The sequence below is a fragment of the Sphingomonas bisphenolicum genome, from assembly GCF_024349785.1.
Classification (GTDB): Bacteria; Pseudomonadota; Alphaproteobacteria; order Sphingomonadales; family Sphingomonadaceae; genus Sphingobium; species Sphingobium bisphenolicum.
This window is the reverse complement of the sequence record NZ_AP018819.1, coordinates 17816-44178: the sequence shown is the minus strand read 5'-3', so window position 1 is coordinate 44178 and position 26363 is coordinate 17816. Positions and strand designations below refer to the sequence as shown.

Here is a 26363-nt window from a genome sequence, read left to right as displayed (position 1 = left end):
AGCACATAGACAGCGGCGACTATGCTTCAGCGGCCAACATTTCCGAGACAGGGCACCCGATCGCGTCCGCGAGCTGCGCCATAACATCCAAGGTCGGATTGGCCTTCCCGTTCTCGATAAACGAAATGTAGGAAGCCGTGACGCCGGTTTGCTCATGCAGCATCGCTTGCGACATTTTGAGGGCCTGCCTCCGCGCCCTCAACCGCTTCCCGAATAATTTGCTCAACGGGTGCGCCATATCGTCCAAACGTAGGTATATTGCCATTCTGGAACCTGCTTCGGAGTCGGGTGATGATGGACTTGAACGACGAACAATATCACCGCCTCCAACATGCTATAGCCCTCACGCGCGAAAGCCTCGCTATCGCGGCGGAGCTGGGCGACGATCTATCAGCCTTCCAACTGAAACACGCGCTCCATTCGCTGCATTACATTAGCGAGCTAGAGGCCGAAGGCCATGACGATCGGGAGCCTGTCACCCTGACCGTGGATGAAGCGAAGGCCCCGCGAACTGCGAGAACAATGCGAGACACGGACTTGAGCGATGAACAATATCGCCGCCTCCTCCACGCTATAGACCTCGCACGGGAAAGCCTCGTTATCGCGGTGGAGATGGACGACGACATAACCGCCTTCCATCTCAAAACCGCGCTCCGTTCCCTCGACTATTCTAGGAAGTTGGTTTCCGCTTGATCTAGCGTCGAACGCTGCGGCGCTGGGCCGGTTGATCGTCTCCGATAACCGGCCCGGAACGCTTCCTTTCGCGTTCGTCGTCCAGCTTGATCCGGGGAGCCTCCCGCTCCTGCTGACGCGGGTTCTCGATCGCCGCCCTGATCTGGCGCACCGCGCCTTCACGGCCCAAGCGGCTGTTCTGCTGCAAGTCGTTGAAGTCGGTGAAGCGTGCCGGGTCGGCCTGCTGCTCGCCGGGGGCGAAGGTCGGGAAGACCGGAACGCCGTTCACGGCCTGCGCCGCTTGGGTCGCCTTCTCCTTGCCGGGATTGTAGCCGAATTTCTCCAAGACGCGCTGATCGTCCTCGCCCATGATGAAAATCGGCTTGTCGGGGTAACGCTCGCGCAACGCGGCTGCGACGGCGGGGAGGTTGCCGGAATCGAACGCCGCGACGGTCGCATGGTCCACCACGCTAGAGACGGTCGCCATCGTCGCGTAGCCTTCGCCAATCATAATGCGCGGGGCCTTGTCGAGCGCGGCTAGTGCGGCCTGCGGCGTCACGCCCCCGTTGACCACATGGAAACAGCTTTCCTTGTGGCTCTCCTTCGCAAAACGCTTCGTGCCGTCTTCCTGAATATATTGCGTCGTCCAGTGCTTGCCGCTGGTGTCGATCGCCGGAAGGTGGATTGTAGTATCGCTGGCGCTGGCGAGCGCGCCGATCGTCGGCGCAATACCCTTCCTCTCCATGTAGGGCGTTGCCTGCTCGATCTGACGGCATTGCGCGGCGCGCTGCTGCACGCGCTCGGCCGTCGCATCATATGTCGCCGCCCGCTCCCGCTCGCGCTCCTCTCGCTTGGTGGCGGCCTCGGCGTTCAACCGGGCCTTTTCCTCCTCGCTCAACGTGTAGCCGGTGCTTTTCCATCGCATATCCAGCCCCGAACGGTTGTTCTTGATGTAGCCCGCTGGGTGGCCATCGGTGAAGGCGACATAGAAACCCGCCACCTCGCCCTTTCCATCGCCCTGTGCCGGAACGCGGTGGGTCTTGCCGTCCATCATCGGGTGCCCTGCGGGAACCTCAAGGCCAAGAGATTTCATCGCGTCGGCAAATTCGACCTCCGGGCTTTTCGCCTCCTTCTGGCGCGGCTGATTGTCTATTTTCCAGCGCGCCAGCTTCTCCGGGTCCGCGCCCTCCGGCGCATACCAGCTCTTGCGAGCGGCATCCCATTTCGCGCCGTTGGCTTTGGCAAGGGTTCGTTCGCCATAAGGCACCGCCAGATATTCGCGTGCCTGTCGCGGGGTTTCCTGCATCGTTTGCCCTTCCTGCGGCTGCTCCGGGGCCGTGGGGCGCTGCGCGCGCTCGCCGGGGAGCGATTGGCCTAGATCTCCTGCGGGTGCCTCTACGGCGCTTGAAAGCCATTTCTGGAACGGCTCGACATTAGCGCCTGCCGGAACATACCACGACTTTTCGGCCTTATCCCATTTCGCGCCCAAGGCTTTCGCCTCGTCCTTTTCCCGATAGGGGACCGCAAGATATGTGCGGGTGGAAGGCTCTGGCGCGGCGTCCCGCTGGTCGGTCGCGGCGATGCCCAAGGGCGGCGAATTGACCGCATAGAGAGGGGCCAAGCCCTGCCGCTCGCGGCGCTCATCGGCATATTGCTCGGCCTTCAAATTGACAAGGCGGGCAACGTCCTCCGGGTTCTGGTCGCGGCCGTCAAAATCGGTGATCTGGTTCGGCCCAAGCGACAAGGCGATATAGCGGCGGCGTTCGCTATCTGCGGAATAGCCCGCCATAAGGTTTCGCTCGCCGTTCGGGGTTATCATCGTGCCGATCGGCCCGACGCCCTCAAATTGCCGTCGAACGGTGTGCATCGGCCCGCCACTATCAACCGGCTCCCAACCGTGCTTGTCGATCAGCGCGCGCAAAGTGCGGTCGGAATAGTGCTGCTGCGGCTCCGGTATAGGATCGCCTATGGCGGCAACGGCCCCGGCTGCGGCGGCCCATCTGTCGCCGCTATGGTCTGTCAGCCGCTCGACCGTAAACCCGGAGGCATTGAGCGCCGCCGCAAGCCCCGGTCTGGCGAAGGCGGCCTTTATACGCTCGTCCAGCTCCATATTGAGGTCGTCGGATATTACTAGGTCCGCTTCCTCGTTCCCCTCGAAATGGGGGCCGTTCTGCCACTCCTCATAGGCTTGAACAGTCTTGGCCATGTCCGCGACCGCAAGCCGATCGCCCTCATCAAGATCATTCTGGCGATACTCCTGCGCCTGCTGGAAGTCTGGCGGTAGAGTAACGCGGAACCTGTCAAAATCCTCGCGCGTGGCAGGCCGGATTTGATCTAGCGGACTGGCATAGAATGGCCCGTTAATCGGGTTGCGCCCGTCTATATTGCTGGCAAGAACGCCCAACATCGCCATGCCCGGCTGCTGATAGCAAAGCGTATTTTCGTTGCTGACGAAATATTGCGTATGGTCGTGTGCCTGCTCGACCTGCTGAACCTGTTTTTGTTCCAGCGCCAGAACATAGGTGTGAATCTTCTCGGCGTCCGATGCGGCACGGACAATCTCAAGCGGGTCTTCCTCAAGGACTTTGATCCATGATCCGACATAGGCCGCGTGCTGCTCCGGGTCGTGGCCGATCTGCAATTCCTGCCCGGTTATGAGGCTCGCAATCTCGGCCCGCAATTCTTCGCGGGCATAGCCTTCCGAACCGAACGGGTGCGCCAAATCCCGGTCAAGGCGGTTGGGGTGGCCAGTCCAGTGCCCCAGCTCGTGCAGCGCCGTGGCGTAGAACCGATCCGCGCTCGGAAACTGGCTCCGCAACGGCAAGGTGATGCTGTCGGTCGAAGGCCGATAATAGGCGCGGTCGCCCGCTTCCTCGGTGATTTTCGCGCCCGACGCCCGCAAGATGGCCTCGGCCCGCTCCACCGGATTCCATTCGTGCGTAGTGGTGACGATCGGGGCAAGCCCGTCGATCTGCTCGGCGTTGAACACCACGGCATAAAACGCACGGGGCCGCTCAAGCTCGACCTTCTCTTTCCTCTGGCGACCCTCGGCATCCAGAACGGGCTTACCGCTCTCGTCCCGAACTACCCGCTCCTCCTCGAACTGCCAGTATTGGACAAGGGAGCCTTTCTCGCCCTTCCGCACCTGTGCGCCTTGGGCTGCGGCCTGCTTGTATGTCAGCCAGCGATTATCAGCCCGGCCCTCGGACATGAGATTGAGGACATTGACGCCGCGATAGCGTTTCCCCGTGGTGGGGTTGAACGGCAACCCGCTGCTGCCCGTCGCCTCCCAAGGCTTTTGCCAAGGGGCGGTGCCCTGCTTCAACTGCTCTATCAGCTTGTCGGCAACGCGCTGGTGAAAAGGTATCTTGCCCTCGGCCATATCCTCGCCTCCTCCCGATTAGTCGGCGTTGCGCGCTGCCGCGATCAATTCGCCGCGTCCCGTGGCGATCGGCTCCGCGTCACCATCAAGCCCTTCCTCGGCCTCGCGCGCGTCGGCCTCGCTCATGGCATCCTCAACAAAGGCCCCCGCCCGCTCCGCCTCCTCCGGGTCGAACTCCACAACCGCGCCGGGAGTCTCGGCGTCGGCAAGTTTGCGCGTCACCAGCTCGTCAAGGGTGGGCACGTCCTGCGCATTGGGTTGATCCGTCATGCTCGTTCTCCTTTGCTGAAATCGGGCTGTCCCTTGTTGTCGAAATAGGTCTGTTTGCAGCCGGGATAGGCGCTGCAACTCCACCAGAAGGCCCCCTTCTTTTTCGCGGAAGGACGCCGCACTAGGCCAGCGCCGCACGCTTGGCATTTGTGCTGCTGCGACGGCACGGGCGCGGGAGCCTTCACCAGCTCCGGCTTGCCCGCCTTGTCATTGGCGGTGAATTTACAGCCGTCGGCATAGCCGGTGCAGGACCAAAAATAGCCCTTGCTCCCTTTGATCCGGCGCAGCGGCTTGGAACATGACGGGCAAGGCGGCGCGTCGATCGCTATGGCAAGGCCCTGCTCTTTCACCCGCGCGACCTCGCGGCCGACATAATCGGCCAGTCCGCGAACGAATGTCATGGCATCGCTCTTGCCCTCGGCAATCGCGCGCTGCTGTTCGTGCCAAATGGCGGTCATGTCGGGAAATTTCGCCTGATCCGGCAAGGCGTCATAGAAGCCGCGCGCCTGCGGGGAGCTGATGATATTCTTGCCCTTCTCGATCAAAAAGCCGCGATCGAAAAGCGTGGCTATGATGCTGTCGCGGGTCGCCGGGGTTCCAATTCCGCCATGCTCGCCCGCCTTCCCCTTGTCCTTCTCGATCAGGAGTTTCCTAAGCCGCTCGTCCCGAACATATTTGGCCACCCGCGTTAGGTCGGTCAAAAGCGTGGCCATCGTATAGAGCGGCTTGGGCTTGGTTTCCTGCTGGTCGGCGCTGGCGGAAAGGCATTGCCCGGCCATGCCCGACGCGATCGAACGCAAATCGGCCGCAAGGGTGTCCTCGTCCTCGGCAATGTCCTCATTGCCTACATCGTTCTTATAGAGAACCGTCCAACCCGGCTTGGTCACAACCTTGCCCCGCGCGGCAAAGGCGTGACCCGCAACCTCTATCTCGATTTCGGTCTGGTCATATTGGTTCGCGGGCCAGAACTGCGCGACATAGGCGCGCGCGATCAGCATATAGGTTCGCTGCTCCGGCTCTGTCAGCGCGGCAAAATCGGCCGTGGCTTCGGTCGGAATGATGGCGTGATGCGCGGAAACCTTCTGCGAGTTGAAGGCACGGCTTTTTATCGCCGGGTCCGCGCGCTGCGCGATCGCCGCCAGCATCGGGACCGTCGCGGCGACGGCCGCCAGCACGCCGGGGGCGTCCGCGTGCTGCTCATCACTCAAATATTCGCTGTCGCTGCGGTTGTAGGTGATAAGGCGATGCTTCTCCCGCAACGCCTGCGTAATGTCCTTCACCTGATTGGGCTTATAGCCGAATTTCCGTGCGGCATCGGTTTGCAGCTTCAAGAGGTTGTAGGGCAGCGGCGGCGCTGCCTCTTTCGCCGTGGTCTTGGCGCTGGCGATGCGAGCCGGTTGCCCCTGCACCGCCCCGGCTACCGCCGTCGCAAAATTGCGGTCGATCAAGCGGCGCTGCTCATCAACCGGGTCGCCCTCTCCGATCTGGTAGCGCGCGGGAAAGGTCAGCCCGGCGAAACTGAACTGGCCCGAAACCGTGTAATAATAGCTCTTGGTGTGCGCCTCAAAATCGCGGTCACGGCGGACGACAAGGCCCAAGATAGGGGTCTGCACGCGGCCGACGCTAAGAACGCCCTGAAACCCCCGCGCCTGCGCCGCGAGGGTATAGGCGCGGGTCATGTTCACGCCATAGAGCAAGTCGCCCACGCTGCGCGCCTCGGCCGATGCGGACAACCCGGCAAATTCACGGTTATCCCGCATGGACGCCAAGGCCCGCTGCACAACCTTTAGATTGTTGTCATTGATTAGCAGGCGTTGGACCGGCAACCGGCTCCCGGCCCATTGCAGAATCTCGTCAACAATAAGCTGGCCCTCATCGTCGGGGTCGCCCGCGTGAATGACGCTCCGCGCCGATTTGAGGAGTTTGCCGATCGTGCGGAGCTGGGCGCTCGTCTTGGCGACGGGCCGCTTTTCCCACGGGATGAAGCTGATCGGCAGCGCGGCCATGTTCCACGGGTCTTGCGGGTCCACCAGCTCAAGCATGTGGCCGATCGCCCATGTCACATAATGACGGCCGCAATCTATGAAGCCGTCTTGTCGCGCCCCTCCCCCAAGGCCCTCGGCAATGGCCCGCGCGAGTTCGGGCTTTTCAGCAATGACAATGATCTCCCCGCTCATGCCGTCACCACGTCACTACGGGTTTGATAGGGGCGGTCACTTGCCGCGCGCTGATCGGCCCGAAATAGCGGCCGTCGAAAGAGGCCGCGCCATCGCCAAGGACAAGGATTTCCCCGTCGCCTAGCGTCCAATCGGCATTGAGCCGGGGCAAGGCCCGCCCTGCCCCATCGGCAAGCTGCGGAGCGCTGTCGGGGACAAGGCGGCCGTTGATCCGCACGCCCTGCCCGCCAATCTGAACGCGGTCGCCTTTAGCGGCTAAAATCCGCTTCATCATTTCATAGCTTCCGCTGGGGCAGTCGCCGGGTTCGATGTAGCGCCTACGCAACGCCTCCAAAAAGGGCGGCGCTGCGGGCGGACAGAACGCCACAAGATCGCCCTTTTGCGCGGTCCCGCCCGTCGCCCGATAGACGCCTAGCGGGATGCTCGGCGTAGCGTTGAAGCGAAGGCCCGCCGCCTTCGCGCCAAGCATGGCGATCATGGCCCCCGCCACGCCACAAACCGCATAGCGGCTGACCTTGGCGAAGCTCGGCCGCTTCATAGTTTGATCCTCCGGCCCCCTTCGGGCGGCTTCGGCGCTTGATTGCCCCTGATCGTGTCGCTCCGATCCGGCGCGGGAATCTTGGCGCGGGCACTAAAGGTCGGGTCTTGGAAATAGAGGGGCTGACGGCCGTAGATCATGGGATAGCCTGCGACATAAATCAGCATGTCGCCCGCTTCCGAAATATCTCCGTCCGGGGTCTTCTTCGGCCCCGGCATCCTCATGCACTCATCCGGCGTCAAAAGCGGGCGCTGGGTTTCCTGCACGGTCTTGGACACGGTGCCACCAAAGAACCCCCCGCCCCCGCGTCCCGTGCTTTTAGTGATTTGCTCTTTAAGAACGGTGGTCTGCCCGGTGAGTTTGGAAAGATGCTCGGCCGTCTCAACGCGGTTGGGCGGATAGGCGTTCTGGATATGAGCATTGGAGGTTATCAGCTCATCCGGCCCATAGCCGGTTTCCCGGCTCCTAAGCTGGTTGGTGTCCTGACAAATGAGATAGAATTTCAGGCCGTAGCCTGCGGCGAACGCCAAGGACTCCTGAATGATTCCAAGTTTCCCAAGGCTGGGAAACTCATCAATCATAAATAGCGCGCGGTGCTTGTAGCTCTGAACTACGCGGCCCTCCTCGAACTCCTGCTTGGGCGCGAGGATACGCACCATCATGTTGAGCATGACGCGGACAAGCGGGCGCAGCCGGTCCTTATCCGTGGGCTGGGTGATGATGTAGAGGCTAACCGGCCTCTCGCTGTTCATCAGGTCACGAATGAGAAAATCGGAAGTGGCGGTATTCGCGGCCACAACCGGGTCTTGATATAATTCTAGATAGCTCTGCGCGGTCGATAGAACCGATCCGCCCTCATCATCGGGGCGATTGAGCTGGGCGCGTGCGGCTTTGCCGACAACGGGATGATTTTTGCCGCCCGGCAAATGGCCGAACGTAAGCATTTCCTCCCAAACTTCCTGCGCGGGCCGAACCGGATCGGCCAATACGGCATCCACTTCGGCCAAGGTCGCCGCGTTGCCGCCATGCTTGGCTTTGTAGATGACATGCAGGATCACGCCTACCAGAAGCGCCCGCGAGGTCTTTTGCCAATGGCTTTCGACCCCCTTCCCGTCCGGGTCCACTATCAGCGTAGCGAGATTCTGAACGTCTGCGACTTCGTTGTCAGTCCCTACCCTGATTTCGTCCAGCGGGTTCCAGTGGGCGGAGCCGCGCGAGCTGGCCGGTTCAAACCGCATGACGATCTGGTTGGCGTGCTGCTTCCTCCAACCGGCGGTCAACGCCCATAGCTCGCCCTTCAAATCGGTGATGACGGCGCTATGCGGCCACGAAAGCAGCGTCGGGATGACAAGGCCCACGCCCTTCCCCGATCGGGTCGGGGCATAGGTTAGGCAATGCTCCGGGCCGGAATGGCGTAGATAGACCGTCTTCCCGTTCTTCTCCTGATATGCGCCAATATAGACCCCATCATTTTCAACGAGGCTGGCCGCGCGAATGTCCTCCATGTCGGCCCAGCGGGCCGATCCATGCAGATAGGCATTGCCCTTCCCGGCGTTCGATTTCGCCAGTTTGACAGCAGCGGTTATCAGGACGCCCACGCCGAAAACCACGGTGCCCACGCCCACGGCTTGCCCGAAGGCGGGTTTCAGCGCCGGAACCTCGCTCCATTTGCTGAACCATTGCAGGAAACGCCACGGGGCATAGATATGGCCCGCGTTCGGCCCCAAGGTAGCCTGATAGGCCATCTGGTGCGCGAACATCTGCGTTGCGCTCCATAAGCCTCCAAGGGCGGAACCGGCCACAAGGGCCGCCAGCAACGGGCGATTATCGCCCTTGCTTCCGCGCTCCCGCACTTGCGGCCCGATGGCTGTATTGCGCTTCTTTGCCATGCTTTGCCCTTCTCGCGGCCGTTACCGGCTGCGCCCCTTGCTTTTGACGGTGCCGTTGCTGGCAATCTCGATCGGCTCGCCAATCGCCAGCTTGCCCGCGCGGGCGGCGCTGCGCGCGTCCACGGGCAGCACAAGCATGTCAGCGCCATCTCTTAGGAGTATCAATTTCTGCCCTTCGATTTGTCGCGTCCCGGCGTAAATCAGCGGCCCATGATCGCCAGTGAACAGCCGATGCGCCGGTATATCCATTCCAATGTGACGCTTCGCATTACGTTCCGCAATGTATTTATCCGCTGCTCTGGCCTGATCGTCGCTCATTCGCGGCCGATCGTCGTCCCGTCGCACAAGACGATCTGGCCGGGCTTTTTGGTCGTCCACGTCTGAATGAACATGACGCGGCAATAGCAAGCTACCTCGCTCGGCGTGCTGAACCAGACCGAGTTTGGACAGGTCGCGCAAACTACCTCGGCTTTCGGGCGGCGGCTCTCGTCCAACGCGGCCAATGTTGGGCTTAACGGCGCGCTCGCTGGGGGCCTCGGCTCCTCCGGCGCTAGAATGTCCATTTCTGGCGGGCTGTGCGTGACCAATTCCAACGGCGGCGATGCTGGCTCCTCCGGCTGCAAGGCCGGTTCCGGCGTTGGTTCCTCCGGCGCTGACGGCTCCGGGTCGGAATGTCCCGTTTCGACCTGGTGCTGTGGCGCTGGCGTCTCGTCCAGCGCCATTGACGGCGTTTCGCCCAACAACGCCAGCGCCGCCTCTATCTCCTCGTCCAATGATTTGTCTGTCACGCGCACGCTCCTCTTGCCTGATATTTTGACGGCGGGCCTCTAGATCGGGGTCCGCGAAAGTGATGGGCATGGCCGAACGGGCGGCGGCTTCCACCACAAGGGCCTTGAATTGATCGCTGCCGCTGATCGCCAGCCTGTCGCCATAGCGTTCGTGCGCAAGCCGCAAGGCGGCAACAACGCCCTCGATCTGCGCCCCGCGCGATACATGCAGGCGCTGGCCATCATCGCGCACCGCTGCATTGGCGGTGCGGTAGATGATCGTCCCGCGCTTAGTGATGTGGTCTTGCCTGATCGCTGCGGGATGCGCTGCGGTCGGCATGGCGGCTATATGCAGCGCGTCATTGGGGGCTGTGCGCCGCCCCTCCCGCGCGCGCAGGGCCTCAAGGGCGGTCTGGTCGCCTGCCTTGGCCTGCTCCTGTAGCCAGTCATTCCACCCGCGCCGGGAATTGCGCGACGCAATGCGCTCCCGTTCCCGCCCGTGGGCGGCGACAATCTTGGCAATGGCGGCCTTGGTGGAGCGGGCCGCCAATGCGTAATTGAGGCGCTTAACAACCGGGCCGCCACCTAGCAGCTTTATCGCCGCCCGCTTCGTCCTCCCGATGCGCTTCACCTGTTCAATGGCCGCGCGGCGCTTGGCTGCGGCCTCGGCCAGCTCGACCTTTCGGCGCGTGGCGCGTGTGCCCTGCTGCTCGCGGTAGGCGGAGAATAGGGCGCTGGTGTCGATACGGGAGGGCACGGGGCGCTTTTCATAGGTCTGACGGGCCTTCGGTGCCCCCTCCCCTCCCTGTGCGCTCTGGAAGGCTCCCAAGCGTTTCTCTAGCGCCCCTTTTGACAGTTCGCGCGCGATGGAGCTGGCCTTTACGGTCGTTCCGTCCATCGCCGCAAATATCAGGCCGTTGCCGCGCGCCTGCACCGACAAGCCGAAATTGGCCGCGATCTGGTGCAACTCGGCCCAACTCGCGGCGGCCTTCAATGGCTCGGCGCAATTCCGCTGCGCCCAACCTATCAGGCTTTCCGTGCCCGCGATCTGCTCCATGTCGCGCGCGCGTGCTTCTCCCGCGCGCTGCCGGGCCGCATGATTATCCGGCTCTAACCCGTGCTTGACCTCTAGCCGCTCACAAACAGCGGCAAGGGTTTGATAATCCCGCAACGGCGCGTGGATCGTGTGCCGGACAGGGTGAATCTTGTTGATCGCTAGATGAATATGCGTGTTGTCGGTGTCGTGGTGGACGGCGCTAACCCGTTGATGCTCGGCAAAGCCCAACGCGGCGCATACCGCCTCCTCTATGTCACGCATAACCTCGGCGCTGGGATTCTCGCCGGGCCGGAAGGAAATAATCAAGTGGTAGGTCTTATCCGACGCCGCCCGCTGGTTGGCGGATTGGACAAGCATAACGTCCTGCGCAGCATCTTCTGGCGTATGGCCGTTGCAGTTGGTGACAGTCACCAGACCCACGCGCTCGTCACGTCCCTGCGCGCTGGTGATGTATCGCACCAACCCGCCAAAATCGCTCTTGGAAGTCGCCTTCATGGGGACGTGTTTTGCGATCATCGGCGCGGCCCCTTTTTTAGCCGCTAAAATCTTGCCGGGAGCGCAAGACCTTCCGAATGATGCCGGATAACTCCTCCTGATTGGCCTCGATTTTGGCCAGCACGCCCCGGATGATAACCGGCATCCGCTCCGGGGCCATCTCCTCCAACTTGGCGTCGTCGGTAAGCCATAGCTTCAACAGGCCGCCAAGGCGGCCAAGGTCGCCATTCACGCGCACCAACTCGCGCCCCTGTTCTATGTCGATCAGAGGGCGCGGCTCATGCCCTAATCCAAGGACGCGGAGATAGGTGGATGCGCTCAAGCCGGTTGCCTGCGCGGCGGCTTCGATCTCCGCTTTCTCCTCCGCGCTGCACCATATCTTGACGTGGTGCCGCTCGCGTTTGGCCTTGGGCTTGTCGTTCAACTCTCTCCCTTTCGACGCGGTAGCGGCGGGCCTCGCAGAGCAGGATTCCCGTTGAGCGCCCCCGGTGCGAATAAGGGGAGTAATGGGGGTGTCCGCGCTTGCGTGGATGCCTCCATTACCTATCCTGCCCCGTCTTCGACGTTTAGACGCCAAATAGAAACTGTTGCTGGAACGATCATATATCGTTCACCCCCGAAAATATCTAGCGCCACACGGCCTAATCTGGCAGAAAAATACGATATAGCGGGAGTTCATCGGTTCGTGGCCGGTTTATGAACGCTTTATAGCCGATTATGCGCCGAAAAATATCGTAGGTGGAAATGACAGACAGCGGGAAATCCTTCACGGAGCGATTGCGCGAACGGGCGGCCTCACGGGAGCCGGGGGGCAAAAACCGGAACCTCGCGCAATTCCTCGCCGCTCGATCGGACATAGATGCAGCCCTTGCGGAAGGATGGCCGGTGCGCGGCATATGGGAGCTGCTGACGGAGGAAGGCCGCATTAGCTTCGGCTATGCGTGGTTCGCCAAATACGTTCGCCGGTATCGCGCGCCAGCTACCGGGGAACCGCCCAAGGCACCTCCAGCGCCCCCCTCCCCTTCCCGATCAGCAACGGCCTCGGCCGAAGCTGATCCGCCGCCCCGGCCCAAACCGGCGCGCTTCAATCACCCGGCCACTCCGAACAAAGAGGATTTGGTATGAGCAACGTCCACATAGTTTTGCAGGGCAAGGGAGGTGTGGGCAAGTCGCTCGCCGCCTCGATGCTGGCCCAATATCTGACCAAGCGAGGCGAAAGCCCGCTCTGCATTGATACCGATCCGATCAACGCCACCCTTGCCGGGTTTCAGTCCCTCAACGTGTCCAAGGTCGAGCTGCTGGAAAACGGCGACATAAACCCGCGCAAATTCGACGCCATGATGGAAATGATCGCCGGTTCCAAGGAATCGGTGGTCATTGACAGCGGCGCGAGCAGCTACAGCGCCCTATCCTCCTATATGTTCGACAACGGTGCGCCTGACGTGATTGCCGATCTGGGCCATAAGCTCGTCCTGCATACCATTATCGTAGGCGGGCAATCGCTGATCGACACGCTTCAAGGCTTCGCCTCGGTAGCCGAAGCCTTCCCCGATCCGGCTGCAATCGTCGTGTGGCTCAACCCCTATCATGGGCCTGTCGAGGCAGAGGGTAAGAGTTTTGAACAGCTCAAAGCCTACCGGGAGCTAAAGGATCGGGTCGCCGCGATCGTCACCCTCCCCGATCTGAGAAAGGAAACCTTCGGGGCGGACGTTCGGGACATGCTGGCCGCACGCAAGACTTTTGAGGAAACGCTTGCCGATGGCGACATAGCCCTGATGCAGCGTCACCGCCTCGGCCGCGTTCGTGATGCGGTCTTTGCTGAACTCGACAAGGCTAAGGTCGTGTAATGGCCGATCACGAAAAAATCGCGGCGCTGATCGCGGAAATCTCGCGCCAGCACGGGGTCACGCTGTCCGCCGATGATCCCTTGATGATCCTGCAAACCATCAACGCGATGTTGCTGGGCGAAAGCGCCGATGCGCAGGAGGAGCAACTAAAGGCGTTCAAAAGCGAGCTGGAAGACATGAGCAATCGTTGGTCGATTGCTATCACCGACAAGGCGGAATCGGTGCTGAACGCGGCGCTGGACGCCTCGGAAGCCGCCATGAACGAGCGTATGGGGGCCGCAGCGAAGGCGATCATCAAGGAAGTGGGGGAGCATATCGGGACGGGGCTGCAAAAGCCCCTAAACGATGGCCGGGCCGTCGCTAACCGCAATCTCCTAGCGTCGGGCCTGACGCTGATCGCGGCGCTGGTAGTGTTGGCCGCCGCCCTGTTCCATCATTGACGCCAGCGAAGGCCCCTCCCCCATGTCGCACTATCCCCCATCTCTCGCCAATCCGCGCGCGAGCGTGCGGCCTGCCGGTTTCCGATCGTCCGCGCCGCGCTCGATCGTCTTTTCCCTGATCTGTTCTTTCTCCCGCTCCGCGCGCATGTGCAGCTCATGCAACCGACGTGCCTGCATCAGCTCCTCGAAATCATCGACAAGTTTCGGCTCTCGATATTCGAGCTTGGCCGCTGCGATCGTCTCCACGCGCGGGCCGTGAACGGCCATGCCGTCGCGGATTTCGCGCACGGCTTCCAGCCTTACCGCGATCCGCTGCACGGCCGCTTGCGCGTTGGCAATCCGGGCCTGCCATGCTTGGCGCTTGCCGGGCAGGGACAGGAAGCCGGGGGGCTGCTGCTGGATTTGCTGCAAACGGGCGGTTTGCTGCTCCATCATGCTTTCTAGGCGGTCCTCGATCTGGTTCGCCTGTTCAACCTTCTCCTCAATGACCGTCTGTAGCTGGGCGTTATAGGTTTCCTCGGTTGGCGCGGTGGCGATAGCTGCCGTTTCCTGACTATCCAGCGTGCGCGCCTCGTCTAACAGCCGGTCGGCGTCGGCCTGTGGGTCGCCCGTTCCCTCGTCCAGTGAAAACTTGTCCGGGTCTGCAATCGGCGTGTCCTGCATGGCCGTTCCTTTAGCGGCTAAAATTTCTAGCTTGCACTATATCCGATTTTCTTACCTCTCGCGCCATAAAAAAGGCCCCGCACAAGCGGGGCCTGTAAGGCTGGGCAGGGGAGGGGACTATCCTTCAAGAAGCGCAAGAAGCTGCACTTTTCCAAGATCGGCCTCGGTTTCCTCGCCGCTGTCTTCATACTTGATCCACGCCACGCCATCGCGCGAGGGCCGCTTATTCAGGATCAGACGGGCAGGGCGCTTGTTATGAGAAACCTGCACAATGGCCTTTTTCAGCTTTAGCGGGTCTTCCTCCTTCGGTTCCTTCTCCTCTCCGGCCCCGGCGTCGTCACTAGCGCCGCCGTTGCCCTCGTCGTCGCCCGATTCCTCCTCGGCCTCGCCGCTCAAGCCGGACTCAAGGAACTCCTTCAAGAGCCGCACCGATCCGCGCGTAATCTCCTGATCGGCATCGGCCAGCCAGCGCGCAACGCCCTCGCTATGCTTCTTGTGGAGGCCCACAAGGTCATAGATCAACGTCACGTCCTTGCAACGCCCGCTCTGGAACGCCTTGGCGATCGGCTCCGGCAAATCGAGCAATGCCGCGTGCTGGGTGACAAAGGCCGGGGATTTCCCGATGGCCTTGGCAATCTCGCCCTTCTTTTTCCCGTTGGCCAGCTCGCGGCCGATGTAGTCGGCAATCTCGCGGGCCGTGAGAGCGTCCCGCTGCAAATTCTCAATGACCTGATCGGCCTCGGTATAATCGGGGTCGATGAAGCCCGGAATTGTCACTTTCTCGGCCAACAGGGACGCGCGATAGCGGCGCGCGCCGTGGTTGATGAGATAGCGCCCCTCCACCTTGGGATTGGGCCGAACGGAAATAGGCGTCTTCACGCCGCGCTCCCTGATCGTCTCGGCCATTTCCGCCAGCGAATTTTCGTCAAACTGCTTGCGGGGCTGGTTCGGGTCTTCGTCAATCAGCGCCAGCTCCAATTCGAGCGGAGCGCCAGAACCGCCCTCCGGGGCCGCAGGAGAGGCTAGGAGGCTCGAAAGGTCGCCCAACCCCTCCAACCCTAGCCCCGCGTTCTGCGCGGGCTTCTGCGCGGCTTTGGTGGACGATTTGCCCGGCTTCTTGTCCTCGGTGTTGTCGGCCATCGTCAAATCTCCATCTTTTCTTGAATGTGGCGGGCCATCGCTCGCATTTCCTGCGCCGCTTTCCGCGCCGAAGTCCGTTTGATCGACCAAACCGGCAAGCCCGACGCCAGCGCGTCCGCAACGCTGCTCCGGTTTCCGATCGGCGTCGGAATGACCAACTGGGGATAAGCACGGGTCAGCTCGTCAAGGTGCTGCCCGTGCCGGGGATTCCGGCCATCAACCTTGCTCGGTATCATGCCAAGGAATTGCAGCGCCGGGTTCGCGCGCCGGATATTGGCGATCGTCGTCACCATCTTCTCAATGCCCTGCAAACTGTAGGCTTCAAGCTCGATGGGCGAGGCCGCAAAGTCGGCCGATAGCAACGCCGCTGCCATTCGGACCCCAAGGGACGGGGGGGTATCTATCAGGCACACGTCAAAGCCTTCCGCCTCGATCACGGCCAGACTGCGCTTGAACGCGCCAGCAGCCGCACCGAGATCTAGTTTCTCAAGATCGGCCAACCGCGCGTCGGCGGAAAAGACAGCAATCCCCTCGGCGTTAGCCAGGTCGAATTGTGACACGGCATCGAAAAGGCCGCTCGCCAAGGCTCCGCTATCATATTCGCCAAGGGTGAAGCTGGCATTTCCTTGGGTGTCCAAGTCAATAACTGCGACCTTCAACCCCTGTTCTTTGAAGTAATAGGCAAGATGAACGGTCGTTGAAGTTTTACCAACGCCGCCTTTCTGGTTCGCTATGACAAGTGTTTTCATCGTTTGGCGTCCAATCTTTCCACCGCCTCGCGCTGCCATTGCCGCACAAGGAAGGCTTTATGTTTCGGTAAAATCGCCGTCACACGCTCGAAACCTTCGGGAACCTCGCTATGCGCGTTCCAAATCCGGTTGACCGCCAGACAAACGGCATTGCGGGACACGCCTTCGCGCTTCGCCACGGCCGATTGGGCCTCGCCGTCCACCAGAACGGCGCGCGCCATGTCGAGCGGACGCGCCGCGATATTGAGCCGTCCAGCAGCTTGCTCAAAGGCCGACGCGCTCAAGCGTTTATCCATTGCGCCTGCCGCGATTCTTCTCGCGGTATAGCTTCGGCTCATAGACGCCAAGGAAGATGTAGAGGGCGATATAGACCGCATAATAGGCGAGGAACTGCCAACCGGCATGAACATCCGGCGTGTTCCAATACCAGAGCATCCGGCAGAACTGCCAGAAGACGACAAGCGGGATGATGAAACGCGCGACGGTCCAGATCAGGACTCCGAACGTCCAGACGGCCGCAATGACGTAATCCACGCGGTTGCCCTCCCATGCGGGTGGAGGATTGGGAAGCCGCATGACCGCAAAACGTGCGGGCAGCGGGGGAATTTTCGCCTTCATCGGAATACTCCGGTTTCGACCTTGGCGGGCTGCCCGGTCACAACCGATATAATGACAGCATCCCGAACCGTGTCAAGCCCCCGTAAAGTCTGAACGGCAATAATTTTAGCCGCTAAAATCGTCGTTCTGGTGTTCCCAAATATTTCCCAAGCCCGCAGCCGCGCACAACAGCGCCCATGCCGAATAGGGAATCTGATCGTCGCCGCCCGTCCAGCGCCGAATAACGCGGGTATTGCTCAAGCCTAGAAACTTGGACGCGCTGCCCCCTGTCATGTCCGCTGCTTTGAGGACCGCCCTTACCTCATCCGGCGTCGGCTGCTGCCACCCCTGATCGGCGGGCAATAGGCAATCTGGCCGAACATCAATCATGCGCGCGTCTGTTCCTTCGCTGGCGTTGCTCCTCATGGCGGCCGAATGAGGAATATGCCCGATAGGCAGGGAAGGGAAGGGGGGCACGCTGCCCCCCTGTGGCGCTAGTCGAGCGCGGCACCGATCGGCCCCGCTTCCGAATGTTGGGCGGCATAGGCAGATGCCCACGCATAGAGCTGGGCAAATTGATCCTCGCCGTATTTTTCGTGCATATGCCCCAGCATGAACAGGGTGGCTATAAGGCCCGCCGCGTCGGCCGAAACGTCGCCAGAGAAGCCGTTGCCGTCCCATTCCAGACGATATTGGGGCTGATCGCCGGGGGCCATGTAGAACCCGCCGTTCGATAGGGTGTAGAAATGCCAATATGCGCCCGTGTAGTCGGCGGATAGCTTGGACATATAGCCATAGGTGACGGCCTCGACCTCGATCATGCGCGCCAGCCCGAACAGCCGGGGCAGGCACATAATCCGGTCTTCTTCGCCAACCAGCACGGCGGCAATTCTCTCTCTGTTGCTCATCGGACTTCTCCGGTTTCGACCTTGGCACCATAGCCCGGCCATATCCGATATATTGGAAGTTTCCCGGTTGCTGTCAAGTTACGCTCGCCCGCCATGAAAATCTTTTAGCCGCTAAAATGGCCTCCATCGCAAGGCATATTTGGTCGCTGCCCCGCAGTTTTACAGAGTGCCGCTATCCGCGCCCCGAATGGACACGCATGTCAGCTCCCCAAATCGGAGCCTTACCCCCTTTTTGGTGTTCAAACAGTCTCAATTAAGCGTTGCGCGACTAGCGCAACTCCGCATCACCTTAGATAAATAAACTCAAGGGGAGGTTCAGAACCATTATGAGACTCACGGCTAGGCAACAACGCCATCACGGGCGCAAATGCCGTTCCATAGGCTGATTAGGGCCTCCGCTGTGGCCTTGCATGTCGTCGTCTCCCGTATGTAATCGGCCTTGCTCAACCGGGAGAGCATCCAAGCCTCATCTTCAAGCCGGTCCTGTAGGCGCTGGGCCTCGTCGTCGGGCACCGGGGCAGGGCGCTTGCGCCGGTCGAGCAATTCGAGAAGCATCCTCGGCAATTCCACCCGATAGGCATTGGAGGTCTGCTCTGATCGCGCCCCGTCCTCTGTGACGGTGTGGACGTAGCGCCGCAGGCGCGCCAGCAAGCCGATGCTGGTAAGGGCGTTCAAGGCCCTTGCGACGGTGGCCCTAGAGACGGTCGCCCATTCGGCTATCATTTCATAGCTGGGCACCACGTTGCCCCTGAAACGCTCCTCCATCCGCAACAGGGCTTGATACACCCGGATCGTGGAATTGGTGATGCTCATGCAATAGTGCTCGAACTGCGTTATCTCGCGCGGCTCGCGCCGCAGCTCCGCGCGCAGGGCGCGGCCCTTTTCAAACGCCAGATTGATCGCACGCCAGCATCCCTTGCGCGTCTTGGTGTCTCGCGCCGCGAGGAAGCCCTTTTCTACGTCGCTCCCGGCTTCCTTGCTGCCGCCGCGCACGCGGGCCTTGGTGATGTGCTTCCCGCCCCGGCTACGGTCGCCATAGGCTCGGCCGAAAAGCTGCTGGGTCAGCTCCCCGATCGCCAGCGGCCCTTTTCTTCTGGTGTCACTCATCGTCGTCCCTCCTTTGCGAAGGGCCGGGAGACAGGCAAAAAAATCCCGTTGCGCGAATCAAGCGCCCTTGAACCGAAGTCCGAAAACCGCTAAGTGGGAAATTGTCTGTAGGTTCAGTGTTGGCGCACTGTCCCACTAAGCGGTTTTGAGGGTGCCCGGCTTCGAGCCGGGCATTTTCTTATCCACTCACGGCCAGAAACTCCTGTTGCAGAAACATATCGTCCCCGATCCGCTCTAGGATCGCGTTGATTGCAGCCTCGCGGGACGTGAATCCCTTGCTGGCTTTCACCCTCTCCACGATCTCGACGGCTTTAGGGGACAAGGCCAAACTCATGCGCTTAAAGCCCTGCTCGCTCTGTGCCTTGGCGCGTTTGCGCTGGGACAGCGTGGAGGGTTTGAGTTGCGTATGATTCGCCATAATGCCCCGGCTTAAAGGACATTAAAGGTTCTGGCAATTCAGTGCTGAAAAAATATGCTGGCGACTGAAAGACATATATAGAAAAGCGGTCTGCGTTTACGTCGAAGTCCGCAGTTCAAGAGCATCAACGAGTGGCTTCTTGGCCCAGTCGGCCCGAAGCTGCGATTTTGGCCATGTTGAAGAACAAAGATTGAACATGGCGATCTACCAGGCTCGCTCTTGTCCTCCAATCTCGTAAACATCGGTCTCGATCGAGCACCTGTAGCTCTCTGCGATGTTGAACATCTCTGTCTGGAGAGATGCGATCTCATCATCGAGGCTGACGCCATCGGCACCCTGATCATAGGCGACGGTCAGCGTGTAATCGCAGTTCCCGGTCTTTTGCATCTGGTAATCCCGCTCCAGCATCGCCTCAATGCGCTCGCGAGCGGGCTTTCTGCCACGACCATGCTTGTTGAAGTTCTCGATGGTCAGATGCAGGGCGATGGTGACAGAAGGCGGCTTTTCCGGCAGCCCGATCCTTGAAGGAATGACGTCAAGCGCCCGATAGACGGTCATTCTTGAGATCTTGAGGTCGCGCGCGACGCTGGCCTTGCTCGCGCCGGCGGTGATCCGGCGTCGGATTTCATCGTCATCGATGTTTTTCTTCCGGCCTTTGTAGACGCCTTCGGCGCGCGCCGCCTCGATCCCGGCGCGCTGCCGGTCCTTGATGAACGTCAGTTCCATGTCCGCGACCATGCCCAGAATGGTGATCACCATCCGCCCCATGCTTCCGGCCGTCGTCACCTCCGGCTCAAGCACCCGCAATGAGGCTCCCTTCTGGTCGAGTTCATGAACCAGATTGAGAACATCGCGTGTGGAGCGACCGAGCCGATCGAGACGCAGGACGACGAGTTCGTCATCGGCGCGCAGGAACTGCATGATCGTCTCAAGCTCCGTGCGTCCAGTGCGCGATGCGCCCGAGCCTGTTTCGGAGCGGAGGATTTCACAGCCCGCTGCCTTCAACCGGGCAACCTGGATGTCGAGATCCTGGTCGATGGTGCTGACGCGGGCGTAGCCGACGCGGGTCATGGGCAAATCCGTCACATTAGGGTGGCTTTGCCCTCGTACAGTAACATTGGTGACGGAACCACCCTTTTGTGACATGTCGTATATGTCACTTCCGATCGTCACGTTCGGGTGCACCCAAATGGTGCGAGCGGAAAGGCCCCGGTCAGGCAGCAAGCCGCCCAAAATCGATCCGGCTATTCAGATCGAGGTCGAAGCGGCCATAAGGATTGACGTGGCTGTAAATCAGCGGTGTGAGGCCGCGATAATCATCCGGCGTCATCCGGCCCGTCCATTTCGGTTCCACCAGCACGCTCTGAAGCATTCGGGTGTTCACATAGACAAGCGACGCTTGCAGCAAATGTAGCGCCAGGACCGAGAGCTGCTGCTCATCGATGCGGTTAGTGGCGATCTCGCCGCCCTTGCCGAAGAAAACGAACCCATTGGCACTGTTCCAGTTTTCAACGACATTCAGGCCTTCATGAATTTCGCGGCGGAAGGACTCCTCGCGCAGATACCGGCACAGGAAGATCGTCTTGACCGCGCGGCCCAGCTCACTCAACGCCTTGTAGGTCGGGTGCATCACCTCGGAGCGGCTAAACCGGCGCAGGATCGCCTCCGGGTCGGCGGTTTTTGTCTGCATCGCGGCTGCATATTTGACCATCTCGTCATATTGCTGCTCGATCTCATCCCAGTTGATCGGACTGGAGAGGATCGGCTGCAAGTGGGGAAGCCGCGTTCGCATGCCGACATCGGGAAGAGCCAGCTTCTGGCGAGCGATCGCTTTCAGGCGGGGTGCAAGCTCAAATCCGAGAAGCCGGCAAAATGCAAAGCCAACCGCGCTTTGGCCATGACTATCAACATATTGTCGCTGGATTTCCATGTCGGTGCAATGGCGCAGCACGCCCTCGATCATGGAGGCGACCTCGGAGGAAGAGCAGCGCTTGAGCTGGGAATAGACGCATGTCGCGCGTCGTTCGACATGCCAGTAGATCATGACGCCCCGTCCACCATAACGCGCATGCCATTCCGTCATCAGGTTGCGATCCCAGGCTCCGAACTTTGTGGAATCTGACGCACAGGCCGTGCCGGCGTCCCCCCAGACTGCAGCATTGCGGATTGCCAGGGTCGCATTCGCAACCCTGGCACACGCCTCCTTGAGCGCCGCGGCATGAACGAAGCGGCGATGGACATGCAGCAGCTCTTCATAGCTGACATCGGGGGTGGCGCCGGCGATCCGCTTGAGCCCGGCATTCGTTCCCAGGCCGTAGAGGCATAGCAGGAGACGTTGATCCAGCGCGGTTTTCGGCAGTGCAACACGCGAGGCCGATGTTTCGAACGCTTCGAGAAGTCCCGTATCAAGGGCAGCCTCCTTCAGTACGTCGAGCAGCCCGGTCATCGGCCAGCGTTGGCCGATCTCGGTCTTGATCGAGGCGAGACCCCTGGGTTCGGGCAAGGGTTTGAACGGGGTGAGAGATATACGGTTCTCGCCGCGCCACAGCAGCCGAACCTTGTCGTTCCGGGGAATATTGGCATTGAGGAGCAACAGTTCCTGAGCAAGCTCTTCCCGGATGGCGCTTGAAAATGCACGCGCATCCGCCGTCAGGTTCAATCCTGTGTAATATGCTTCTCGCCGCGCATCGAAGTCCTTGGGAAGATCGTCATCGGGATTGCGGTATCGGTCCGCCCCGACAACCCAGATTTCCTTAGAACGGATGCGATCGCGCAGTTGCGCGAGGACACAAAGCTCATAACTGATCCGGTTTACGCGCCCCTCTTCATCAATGACGGAACTGCGCCATCTCGCCGGAATGACCTCGTCGACCGGCACTGCGTGCGGCGGCACGTAGCGGCATCCATCATCCACTTTGCTTCTGATCCAGTCCAGGGCCGCCAGCACCGGACGCCACACGGCGTTGTTCGACCGGAACTCCAGTGCCGAAAGCAGGCTTGGCAGCATACGGCGATAATGATTGGCCCATGACCTCCGCATCACCTTGTAGATCCGCCGATCCAAGGCGCCCTTTGCCTGGCTTTCCTTGATGATCGCCGCCAGTTTGTCCTTGCCGGCGATTGGGAAAATGACATCGCAGATGCGCCCGGATGGATCGTCGATCGAAGCGCTGGCAATCTCGACCAGGAGTCGCTCCTTGCCATAGACCCGCTCGATGTCTTTCGCGATATCGCCCACCACCTTGCGTTTCGAGCGCGATCCGATCTTATGGACCGTCTCGATCAGCAGGTCGACCATCGCATCCGTAAGCTGAGCTTCCCGCGCCATCAGATAAACGGCATAGAGCCCGAGCTGGCGCGCCGGTACATGCCGGCGCATCTCCGAGGCTTTCTCGCCGGCAACCCGGCGAACGATCTGATCGACCCATGCCTTGCCCGTGACCGATAGGAAATCTCGGGGAAGAGCAAGCCGTTGGATAAAGGCGAGTTTGGCGGTCACGCCAAGAATGTTTTCGAGCGTCGCCTGACCTGCATCCCCCTTCATCGTGTTGAAGCCGGTCGGGCCATCGGGATCGGCGAGCGAGGCTTCCAGCAAGGCGACCGCATCCGGCGCAAGCCGATCGCGGACTCGGGCCAACAGGGCCTCCAGATAGAGGTGTCGTTGCGAACGGACGAGGCGTTCCAGCTCCTTGCGCGACGGCCCATAGATACGGCGGTCGCGGCACCACAGGAAAACATGCTCGAGCATGGCATTGATCGGCTGCCCGCCCGCACAAAGATCGTCGGAAATCCACCTCGACAACGCCCTGCGATCCGTCTGCGTCATACGGCGGAACCCGAGATGCCGCAAAATCTCCGCGCAATGCCGGCGGGCGGTGCGCCCGGAAAAATCATAGTGGTTCACGGATTTGGCATCGAGACCAAGTTGCTCCGCCAGATACAAGACACCGTCGGAGGGTATCGACGCATGATCCGGCACAAAGAAGCCATGCCCGGCGAAAAATCTAAGCTGAACCGCCAATCCCAGTCGTGCCGTCTCCGCTTTGCCGGTCACGAACGCGATGTCCGAAAAACTCAGGCTCCAGGAGCCGATCAGATCCCCACTCGAAACGCCAAGGCTCATAACGCCGCTCCCTTATCGGAGCGGAACGTCGTTCCTCGCATGGGCGATCGTCAACAACAACCAGCCCGTTCCCGACGTGTTCTCCAAGATGACCAAAATCGCAGCTTCGGGCCGACTGGGCCAAACTCATGCGCTTAAAGCCCTGCTCGCTCTGTGCCTTGGCGCGTTTGCGCTGGGACAGCGTGGAGGGTTTGAGTTGCGTATGATTCGCCATAATGCCCCGGCTTAAAGGACATTAAAGGTTCTGGCAATTCAGTGCTGAAAAAATATGCTGGCGACTGAAAGACATATATAGAAAAGCGGTCTGCGTTTACGTCGAAGTCCGCAGTTCAAGAGCATCAACGAGTGGCTTCTTGGGCCTACCAACTGAAAGAATCGAAGCTATAGCCTTACATTATCGAGCTACGCGCTACAGCCGTAATTTTCAAAATTGGTCGCCGCGATCTGATCGGCAATTAGCATCTTGGGGCCTGCGCTCGATCCTGCGAGCATTTACGGAATGGACGCCAAAGAGAATTACGCGGAAGCCTGATCTTGTCTCTCGCGCGTCACTTTCTTCTTTCAATCCGTTCGCTGCCACCCGTTATGCGCGCTCGCGCGCTCGGCCCGGCTCGTCCAAAAATGATGCTATAAACAATCATATTCGGCGTCATACCGCTTCCTTTCTCGCGCGCTCCGGCATATCCTCCGCAGCTACCCGGAATTTTAGCGGCTAAAACCAACCCCCTTGCGGAAGAAAGAAACCGAACCTGTGTATCGGAAGGTTCTCGCGATTAACATTAACCGCTTCTTGGCCTTAAGACGGCTCAAGAAAAAAGACCTCGCGGAGAACGCGGGGCTGTCTGTGTCCTTCGTATCTGACGTTACAGCCGGTAAGGGAAACCCGTCGCTCGAAACAATCGCCGCCATCGCAAATGCTCTGGAAGTCCCGCTTGTCGCGCTACTGGAACCGCCGCCTATCGGCACCGATGGCTGGGACGCCAGCCTAGCCGATACCTTATCAAAAGAAGATAAAAAGCTGGGGCTTCCTCCCGGTTATAAGCGCGTTTCCGCTATCGTCACGGATCATCAAGCGTTTCAGATAGCACAATGGCACAAGGCTGCCCACGCTAAGTTGCGTCGGTCCTGACAATCCCCCCAATCTGAACCTAATTCTTTGCAATCGTTCTGGTTGCCTCCATGAAAATTCCGGTATATCCCTTGCGTCCATTTTGTTTTGGCAGGGACGGTGCTTCATGGAGGCCAAGGGGGAACCCGCTCAAGATACGGTAAAAGAGCGTGCGAAGGAGATGCTTCGCCGCTCCATGCAACCGCTTATGTTGGATGCGCTTGCCGACCCCAAAACCGTTGAGCTGATCCTGAACGCCGATGGCAAGCTATGGCTGGAACGCCTTGGCGAACGCATGATCTGCATCGGTAAGGTCGCCCCAAGCCGGGCCGAGGCGATCATCAAGGCGGTCGCTGGCTATCATAACAAGGAAGTGACGCGGGCCTCCCCGGTTCTGGAAGGCGAGTTTCCTATAGATGGCTCGCGCTTCGCCGGACAGATGCCCCCGGTCGTGCCCGCGCCGGCTCTGTTGCAAAAATCGTGAAGCTTGAGCATGCTTGGCGGAGATTGGACGGACGGAACGATGACGGATTTCAAGTGGCGCCATTTCCAGGGTGATGTGATCCTGTGGGCGGTGCGCTGGTATTGTCGCTATCCGATCAGCTATCGCGACCTTGAGGAAATGCTGGCGGAACGCGGCATTTCGGTCGACCATACGACGATCTATCGCTGGGTCCAGTGCTACGCCCCGGAGATGGAGAAGCGGCTGCGCTGGTTCTGGCGGCGTGGCTTTGATCCGAGCTGGCGCCTGGATGAAACCTACGTCAAGGTGCGGGGCAAGTGGACCTACCTGTACCGGGCAGTCGACAAGCGGGGCGACACGATCGATTTCTACCTGTCGCCGACCCGCAGCGCCAAGGCAGCGAAGCGGTTCCTGGGCAAGGCCCTGCGAGGCCTGAAGCACTGGGAAAAGCCTGCCACGCTCAATACCGACAAAGCGCCGAGCTATGGTGCAGCGATCACCGAATTGAAGCGCGAAGGAAAGCTGGACCGGGAGACGGCCCACCGGCAGGTGAAGTATCTCAATAACGTGATCGAGGCCGATCACGGAAAGCTCAAGATACTGATCAAGCCGGTGCGCGGTTTCAAATCGATCCCCACGGCCTATGCCACGATCAAGGGATTCGAAGTCATGCGAGCCCTGCGCAAAGGACAGGCTCGCCCCTGGTGCCTGCAGCCCGGCATCAGGGGCGAGGTGCGCCTTGTGGAGAGAGCTTTTGGCATTGGGCCCTCGGCGCTGACGGAGGCCATGGGCATGCTCAACCACCATTTCGCAGCAGCCGCCTGATCGGCGCAGAGCGACAGCCTACCTCTGACTGCCGCCAATCTTTGCAACAGAGCCCTCCGGAGCTCCCTGTTAAGCCTTGCCCATTTTATGTCCGCTTCGACTCCGGCCAGCCATGCCCCGCGACAGCGGCCCTATGGCCTCCGCACAGCCTGATTGCAAACGTCGCTTGGCCGCAGAAGTCCGCACGCTTCCCGCTATTGATAAAGGGATCAATATAGCATAGCAAGCGCTCTGACGCCGCACGATTCGGTCGAACAGAACGCGACCAAGCGGGCGACGAGGCGTCGGATCTTCGGTTTGCCAATGCCTACACCAGCCAAGCGAGCCTGACGGGAGTTGGAAGAAAATGCCTCATATCCAAGTGACTACCCGCGATGGGGAGATACGCGAACTCGACGTCGCAGCCTCCGGGTTCCTGATGGAAGCCCTTCGCGACGCCAATATCGACGGCGTCGAGGCGATGTGCGGCGGATGCTGCTCCTGCGCGACCTGCCACGTCTACATCGACGCTGCTCCCGCCGGGACCCTGCCGCCGGTCTCCTCCGACGAGGAGATGCTGCTTTCCGGCCTGGTCTCGACCCCCGGACGGTCGCGGCTCTCCTGCCAAATACCGGTCACGGCCGAACTGGATGGCCTTAAGCTCACGATCCCGCCGGACTCCTGAGCGCCTAGGCTGTCTGCGCACGCGCGCCGACGCCGTCCTTCCTTCCCAATTCGAAAATGAGCGG

The 26363-nt window shown here is 60.6% G+C and carries 26 protein-coding genes and 1 pseudogene; 8 read left to right on the top strand and 19 right to left on the bottom strand.

Going from position 1 to position 26363, the window contains the following annotated elements; genetic code table 11:
- Window positions 1-19: 19 nt before the first annotated feature.
- Window positions 20-163, bottom strand: coding sequence for a helix-turn-helix domain-containing protein (locus tag SBA_RS22855; protein ID WP_231382153.1), 144 nt, complete (start codon window positions 161-163; stop codon window positions 20-22).
- A 128-nt stretch (window positions 164-291) separates the two neighbouring features.
- On the opposite strand from SBA_RS22855, the gene SBA_RS22850 reads away from it, so the two are divergent.
- Window positions 292-693, top strand: a complete 402-nt coding sequence (locus SBA_RS22850) for a hypothetical protein (RefSeq protein WP_019053934.1) — start codon at window positions 292-294, stop codon at window positions 691-693.
- A 1-nt stretch (window position 694) separates the two neighbouring features.
- Here the strand turns inward: SBA_RS22850 and SBA_RS22845 are convergent, their stop codons facing one another.
- From SBA_RS22845 to SBA_RS22815, 7 genes are read right to left on the bottom strand one after another with little or no spacing between them, the layout of a single operon-like run.
- Complete coding sequence (locus SBA_RS22845) at window positions 695-4054, bottom strand: zincin-like metallopeptidase domain-containing protein (protein WP_006954183.1); 3360 nt, start codon at window positions 4052-4054, stop codon at window positions 695-697.
- An 18-nt stretch (window positions 4055-4072) separates the two neighbouring features.
- Window positions 4073-4324, bottom strand: coding sequence for a hypothetical protein (locus SBA_RS22840; RefSeq protein ID WP_006954184.1), 252 nt, complete (start codon window positions 4322-4324; stop codon window positions 4073-4075).
- Window positions 4321-6501, bottom strand: a complete 2181-nt coding sequence (locus tag SBA_RS22835; RefSeq protein WP_006954185.1) for a DNA topoisomerase 3 — start codon at window positions 6499-6501, stop codon at window positions 4321-4323. Before SBA_RS22835 ends, SBA_RS22840 begins: the two co-directional genes overlap by 4 nt.
- A gap of 4 nt (window positions 6502-6505) precedes the next feature.
- Window positions 6506-7039, bottom strand: coding sequence for a conjugative transfer signal peptidase TraF (gene traF, locus SBA_RS22830; RefSeq protein WP_006954186.1), 534 nt, complete (start codon window positions 7037-7039; stop codon window positions 6506-6508).
- On the bottom strand, window positions 7036-8928 hold the full coding sequence (locus tag SBA_RS22825; RefSeq protein ID WP_006954187.1) for a type IV secretory system conjugative DNA transfer family protein: 1893 nt from the start codon (window positions 8926-8928) through the stop codon (window positions 7036-7038). The genes traF and SBA_RS22825 overlap by 4 nt, the downstream gene beginning before the upstream one ends.
- A 21-nt stretch (window positions 8929-8949) precedes the next feature.
- Entirely contained in the window at window positions 8950-11268 is a 2319-nt protein-coding gene (gene traI, locus SBA_RS22820) for a TraI/MobA(P) family conjugative relaxase (protein ID WP_006954188.1), read from the bottom strand.
- Between the two features lie 16 nt (window positions 11269-11284).
- Window positions 11285-11671: a plasmid mobilization protein gene (locus SBA_RS22815; protein ID WP_006954189.1), complete on the bottom strand. Its 387-nt coding sequence runs from the start codon at window positions 11669-11671 to the stop codon at window positions 11285-11287.
- A 320-nt stretch (window positions 11672-11991) separates the two neighbouring features.
- On the opposite strand from SBA_RS22815, the gene SBA_RS25340 reads away from it, so the two are divergent.
- The 3 genes from SBA_RS25340 to SBA_RS22805 are packed head-to-tail and all read left to right on the top strand — an operon-like array spanning window position 11992 to window position 13534.
- Entirely contained in the window at window positions 11992-12372 is a 381-nt protein-coding gene (locus tag SBA_RS25340; RefSeq protein ID WP_196805621.1) for a TraK family protein, read from the top strand.
- On the top strand, window positions 12369-13094 hold the full coding sequence (locus SBA_RS22810) for a nucleotide-binding protein (RefSeq protein ID WP_006954191.1): 726 nt from the start codon (window positions 12369-12371) through the stop codon (window positions 13092-13094). The genes SBA_RS25340 and SBA_RS22810 overlap by 4 nt, the downstream gene beginning before the upstream one ends.
- Complete coding sequence (locus tag SBA_RS22805; RefSeq protein ID WP_006954192.1) at window positions 13094-13534, top strand: conjugal transfer protein TraM; 441 nt, start codon at window positions 13094-13096, stop codon at window positions 13532-13534. The genes SBA_RS22810 and SBA_RS22805 overlap by 1 nt, the downstream gene beginning before the upstream one ends.
- Before the next feature lie 30 nt (window positions 13535-13564).
- Here the strand turns inward: SBA_RS22805 and SBA_RS22800 are convergent, their stop codons facing one another.
- The 11 genes from SBA_RS22800 to SBA_RS22750 form a co-directional block, all read right to left on the bottom strand.
- Window positions 13565-14197, bottom strand: coding sequence for an IncP plasmid survival protein KfrC family protein (locus tag SBA_RS22800; RefSeq protein ID WP_006954193.1), 633 nt, complete (start codon window positions 14195-14197; stop codon window positions 13565-13567).
- A gap of 117 nt (window positions 14198-14314) precedes the next feature.
- A complete protein-coding gene (locus tag SBA_RS22795; RefSeq protein ID WP_006954195.1) occupies window positions 14315-15337 on the bottom strand; it encodes a ParB/RepB/Spo0J family partition protein in 1023 nt (340 codons plus the stop codon).
- A 2-nt stretch (window positions 15338-15339) separates the two neighbouring features.
- Window positions 15340-16086, bottom strand: a complete 747-nt coding sequence (locus tag SBA_RS22790) for a ParA family protein (RefSeq protein WP_006954197.1) — start codon at window positions 16084-16086, stop codon at window positions 15340-15342.
- Complete coding sequence (locus SBA_RS22785; protein ID WP_006954199.1) at window positions 16083-16370, bottom strand: TrfB-related DNA-binding protein; 288 nt, start codon at window positions 16368-16370, stop codon at window positions 16083-16085. Before SBA_RS22785 ends, SBA_RS22790 begins: the two co-directional genes overlap by 4 nt.
- A 4-nt stretch (window positions 16371-16374) precedes the next feature.
- Window positions 16375-16620, bottom strand: coding sequence for a KleE stable inheritance protein (gene kleE, locus SBA_RS22780; protein ID WP_238320177.1), 246 nt, complete (start codon window positions 16618-16620; stop codon window positions 16375-16377).
- A gap of 189 nt (window positions 16621-16809) precedes the next feature.
- Entirely contained in the window at window positions 16810-17073 is a 264-nt protein-coding gene (locus SBA_RS22775; RefSeq protein ID WP_006954203.1) for a hypothetical protein, read from the bottom strand.
- Window positions 17074-17177: 104 nt separating this feature from the next.
- Complete coding sequence (locus tag SBA_RS22770) at window positions 17178-17591, bottom strand: antirestriction protein (protein ID WP_006954205.1); 414 nt, start codon at window positions 17589-17591, stop codon at window positions 17178-17180.
- A gap of 339 nt (window positions 17592-17930) precedes the next feature.
- A complete protein-coding gene (locus SBA_RS22765; protein WP_006954207.1) occupies window positions 17931-18698 on the bottom strand; it encodes a GntR family transcriptional regulator in 768 nt (255 codons plus the stop codon).
- Window positions 18699-18876: 178 nt separating this feature from the next.
- Window positions 18877-19116: a hypothetical protein gene (locus SBA_RS22760; RefSeq protein ID WP_019053948.1), complete on the bottom strand. Its 240-nt coding sequence runs from the start codon at window positions 19114-19116 to the stop codon at window positions 18877-18879.
- Between the two features lie 204 nt (window positions 19117-19320).
- A complete protein-coding gene (locus SBA_RS22755; protein ID WP_006961816.1) occupies window positions 19321-20187 on the bottom strand; it encodes a recombinase family protein in 867 nt (288 codons plus the stop codon).
- A 142-nt stretch (window positions 20188-20329) separates the two neighbouring features.
- Window positions 20330-23239, bottom strand: coding sequence for a Tn3 family transposase (locus tag SBA_RS22750; protein ID WP_006961814.1), 2910 nt, complete (start codon window positions 23237-23239; stop codon window positions 20330-20332).
- Between the two features lie 727 nt (window positions 23240-23966).
- On the opposite strand from SBA_RS22750, the gene SBA_RS22745 reads away from it, so the two are divergent.
- The 4 genes and pseudogenes from SBA_RS22745 (at window position 23967) to SBA_RS22730 (ending at window position 26299) form a co-directional block, all read left to right on the top strand.
- Complete coding sequence (locus SBA_RS22745; RefSeq protein ID WP_019053950.1) at window positions 23967-24368, top strand: helix-turn-helix domain-containing protein; 402 nt, start codon at window positions 23967-23969, stop codon at window positions 24366-24368.
- A 187-nt stretch (window positions 24369-24555) separates the two neighbouring features.
- A pseudogene (locus SBA_RS22740) lies at window positions 24556-24810 on the top strand (P-type conjugative transfer ATPase TrbB); the annotation flags it as partial.
- A 60-nt stretch (window positions 24811-24870) separates the two neighbouring features.
- Window positions 24871-25635, top strand: a complete 765-nt coding sequence (locus SBA_RS22735; protein WP_001389365.1) for an IS6-like element IS6100 family transposase — start codon at window positions 24871-24873, stop codon at window positions 25633-25635.
- A gap of 346 nt (window positions 25636-25981) precedes the next feature.
- Window positions 25982-26299 carry a 2Fe-2S iron-sulfur cluster-binding protein gene (locus tag SBA_RS22730; RefSeq protein WP_022684651.1) on the top strand — a complete coding sequence of 106 codons (318 nt, stop codon included), beginning with the start codon at window positions 25982-25984 and terminating at the stop codon, window positions 26297-26299.
- Window positions 26300-26363 lie beyond the last annotated feature (64 nt).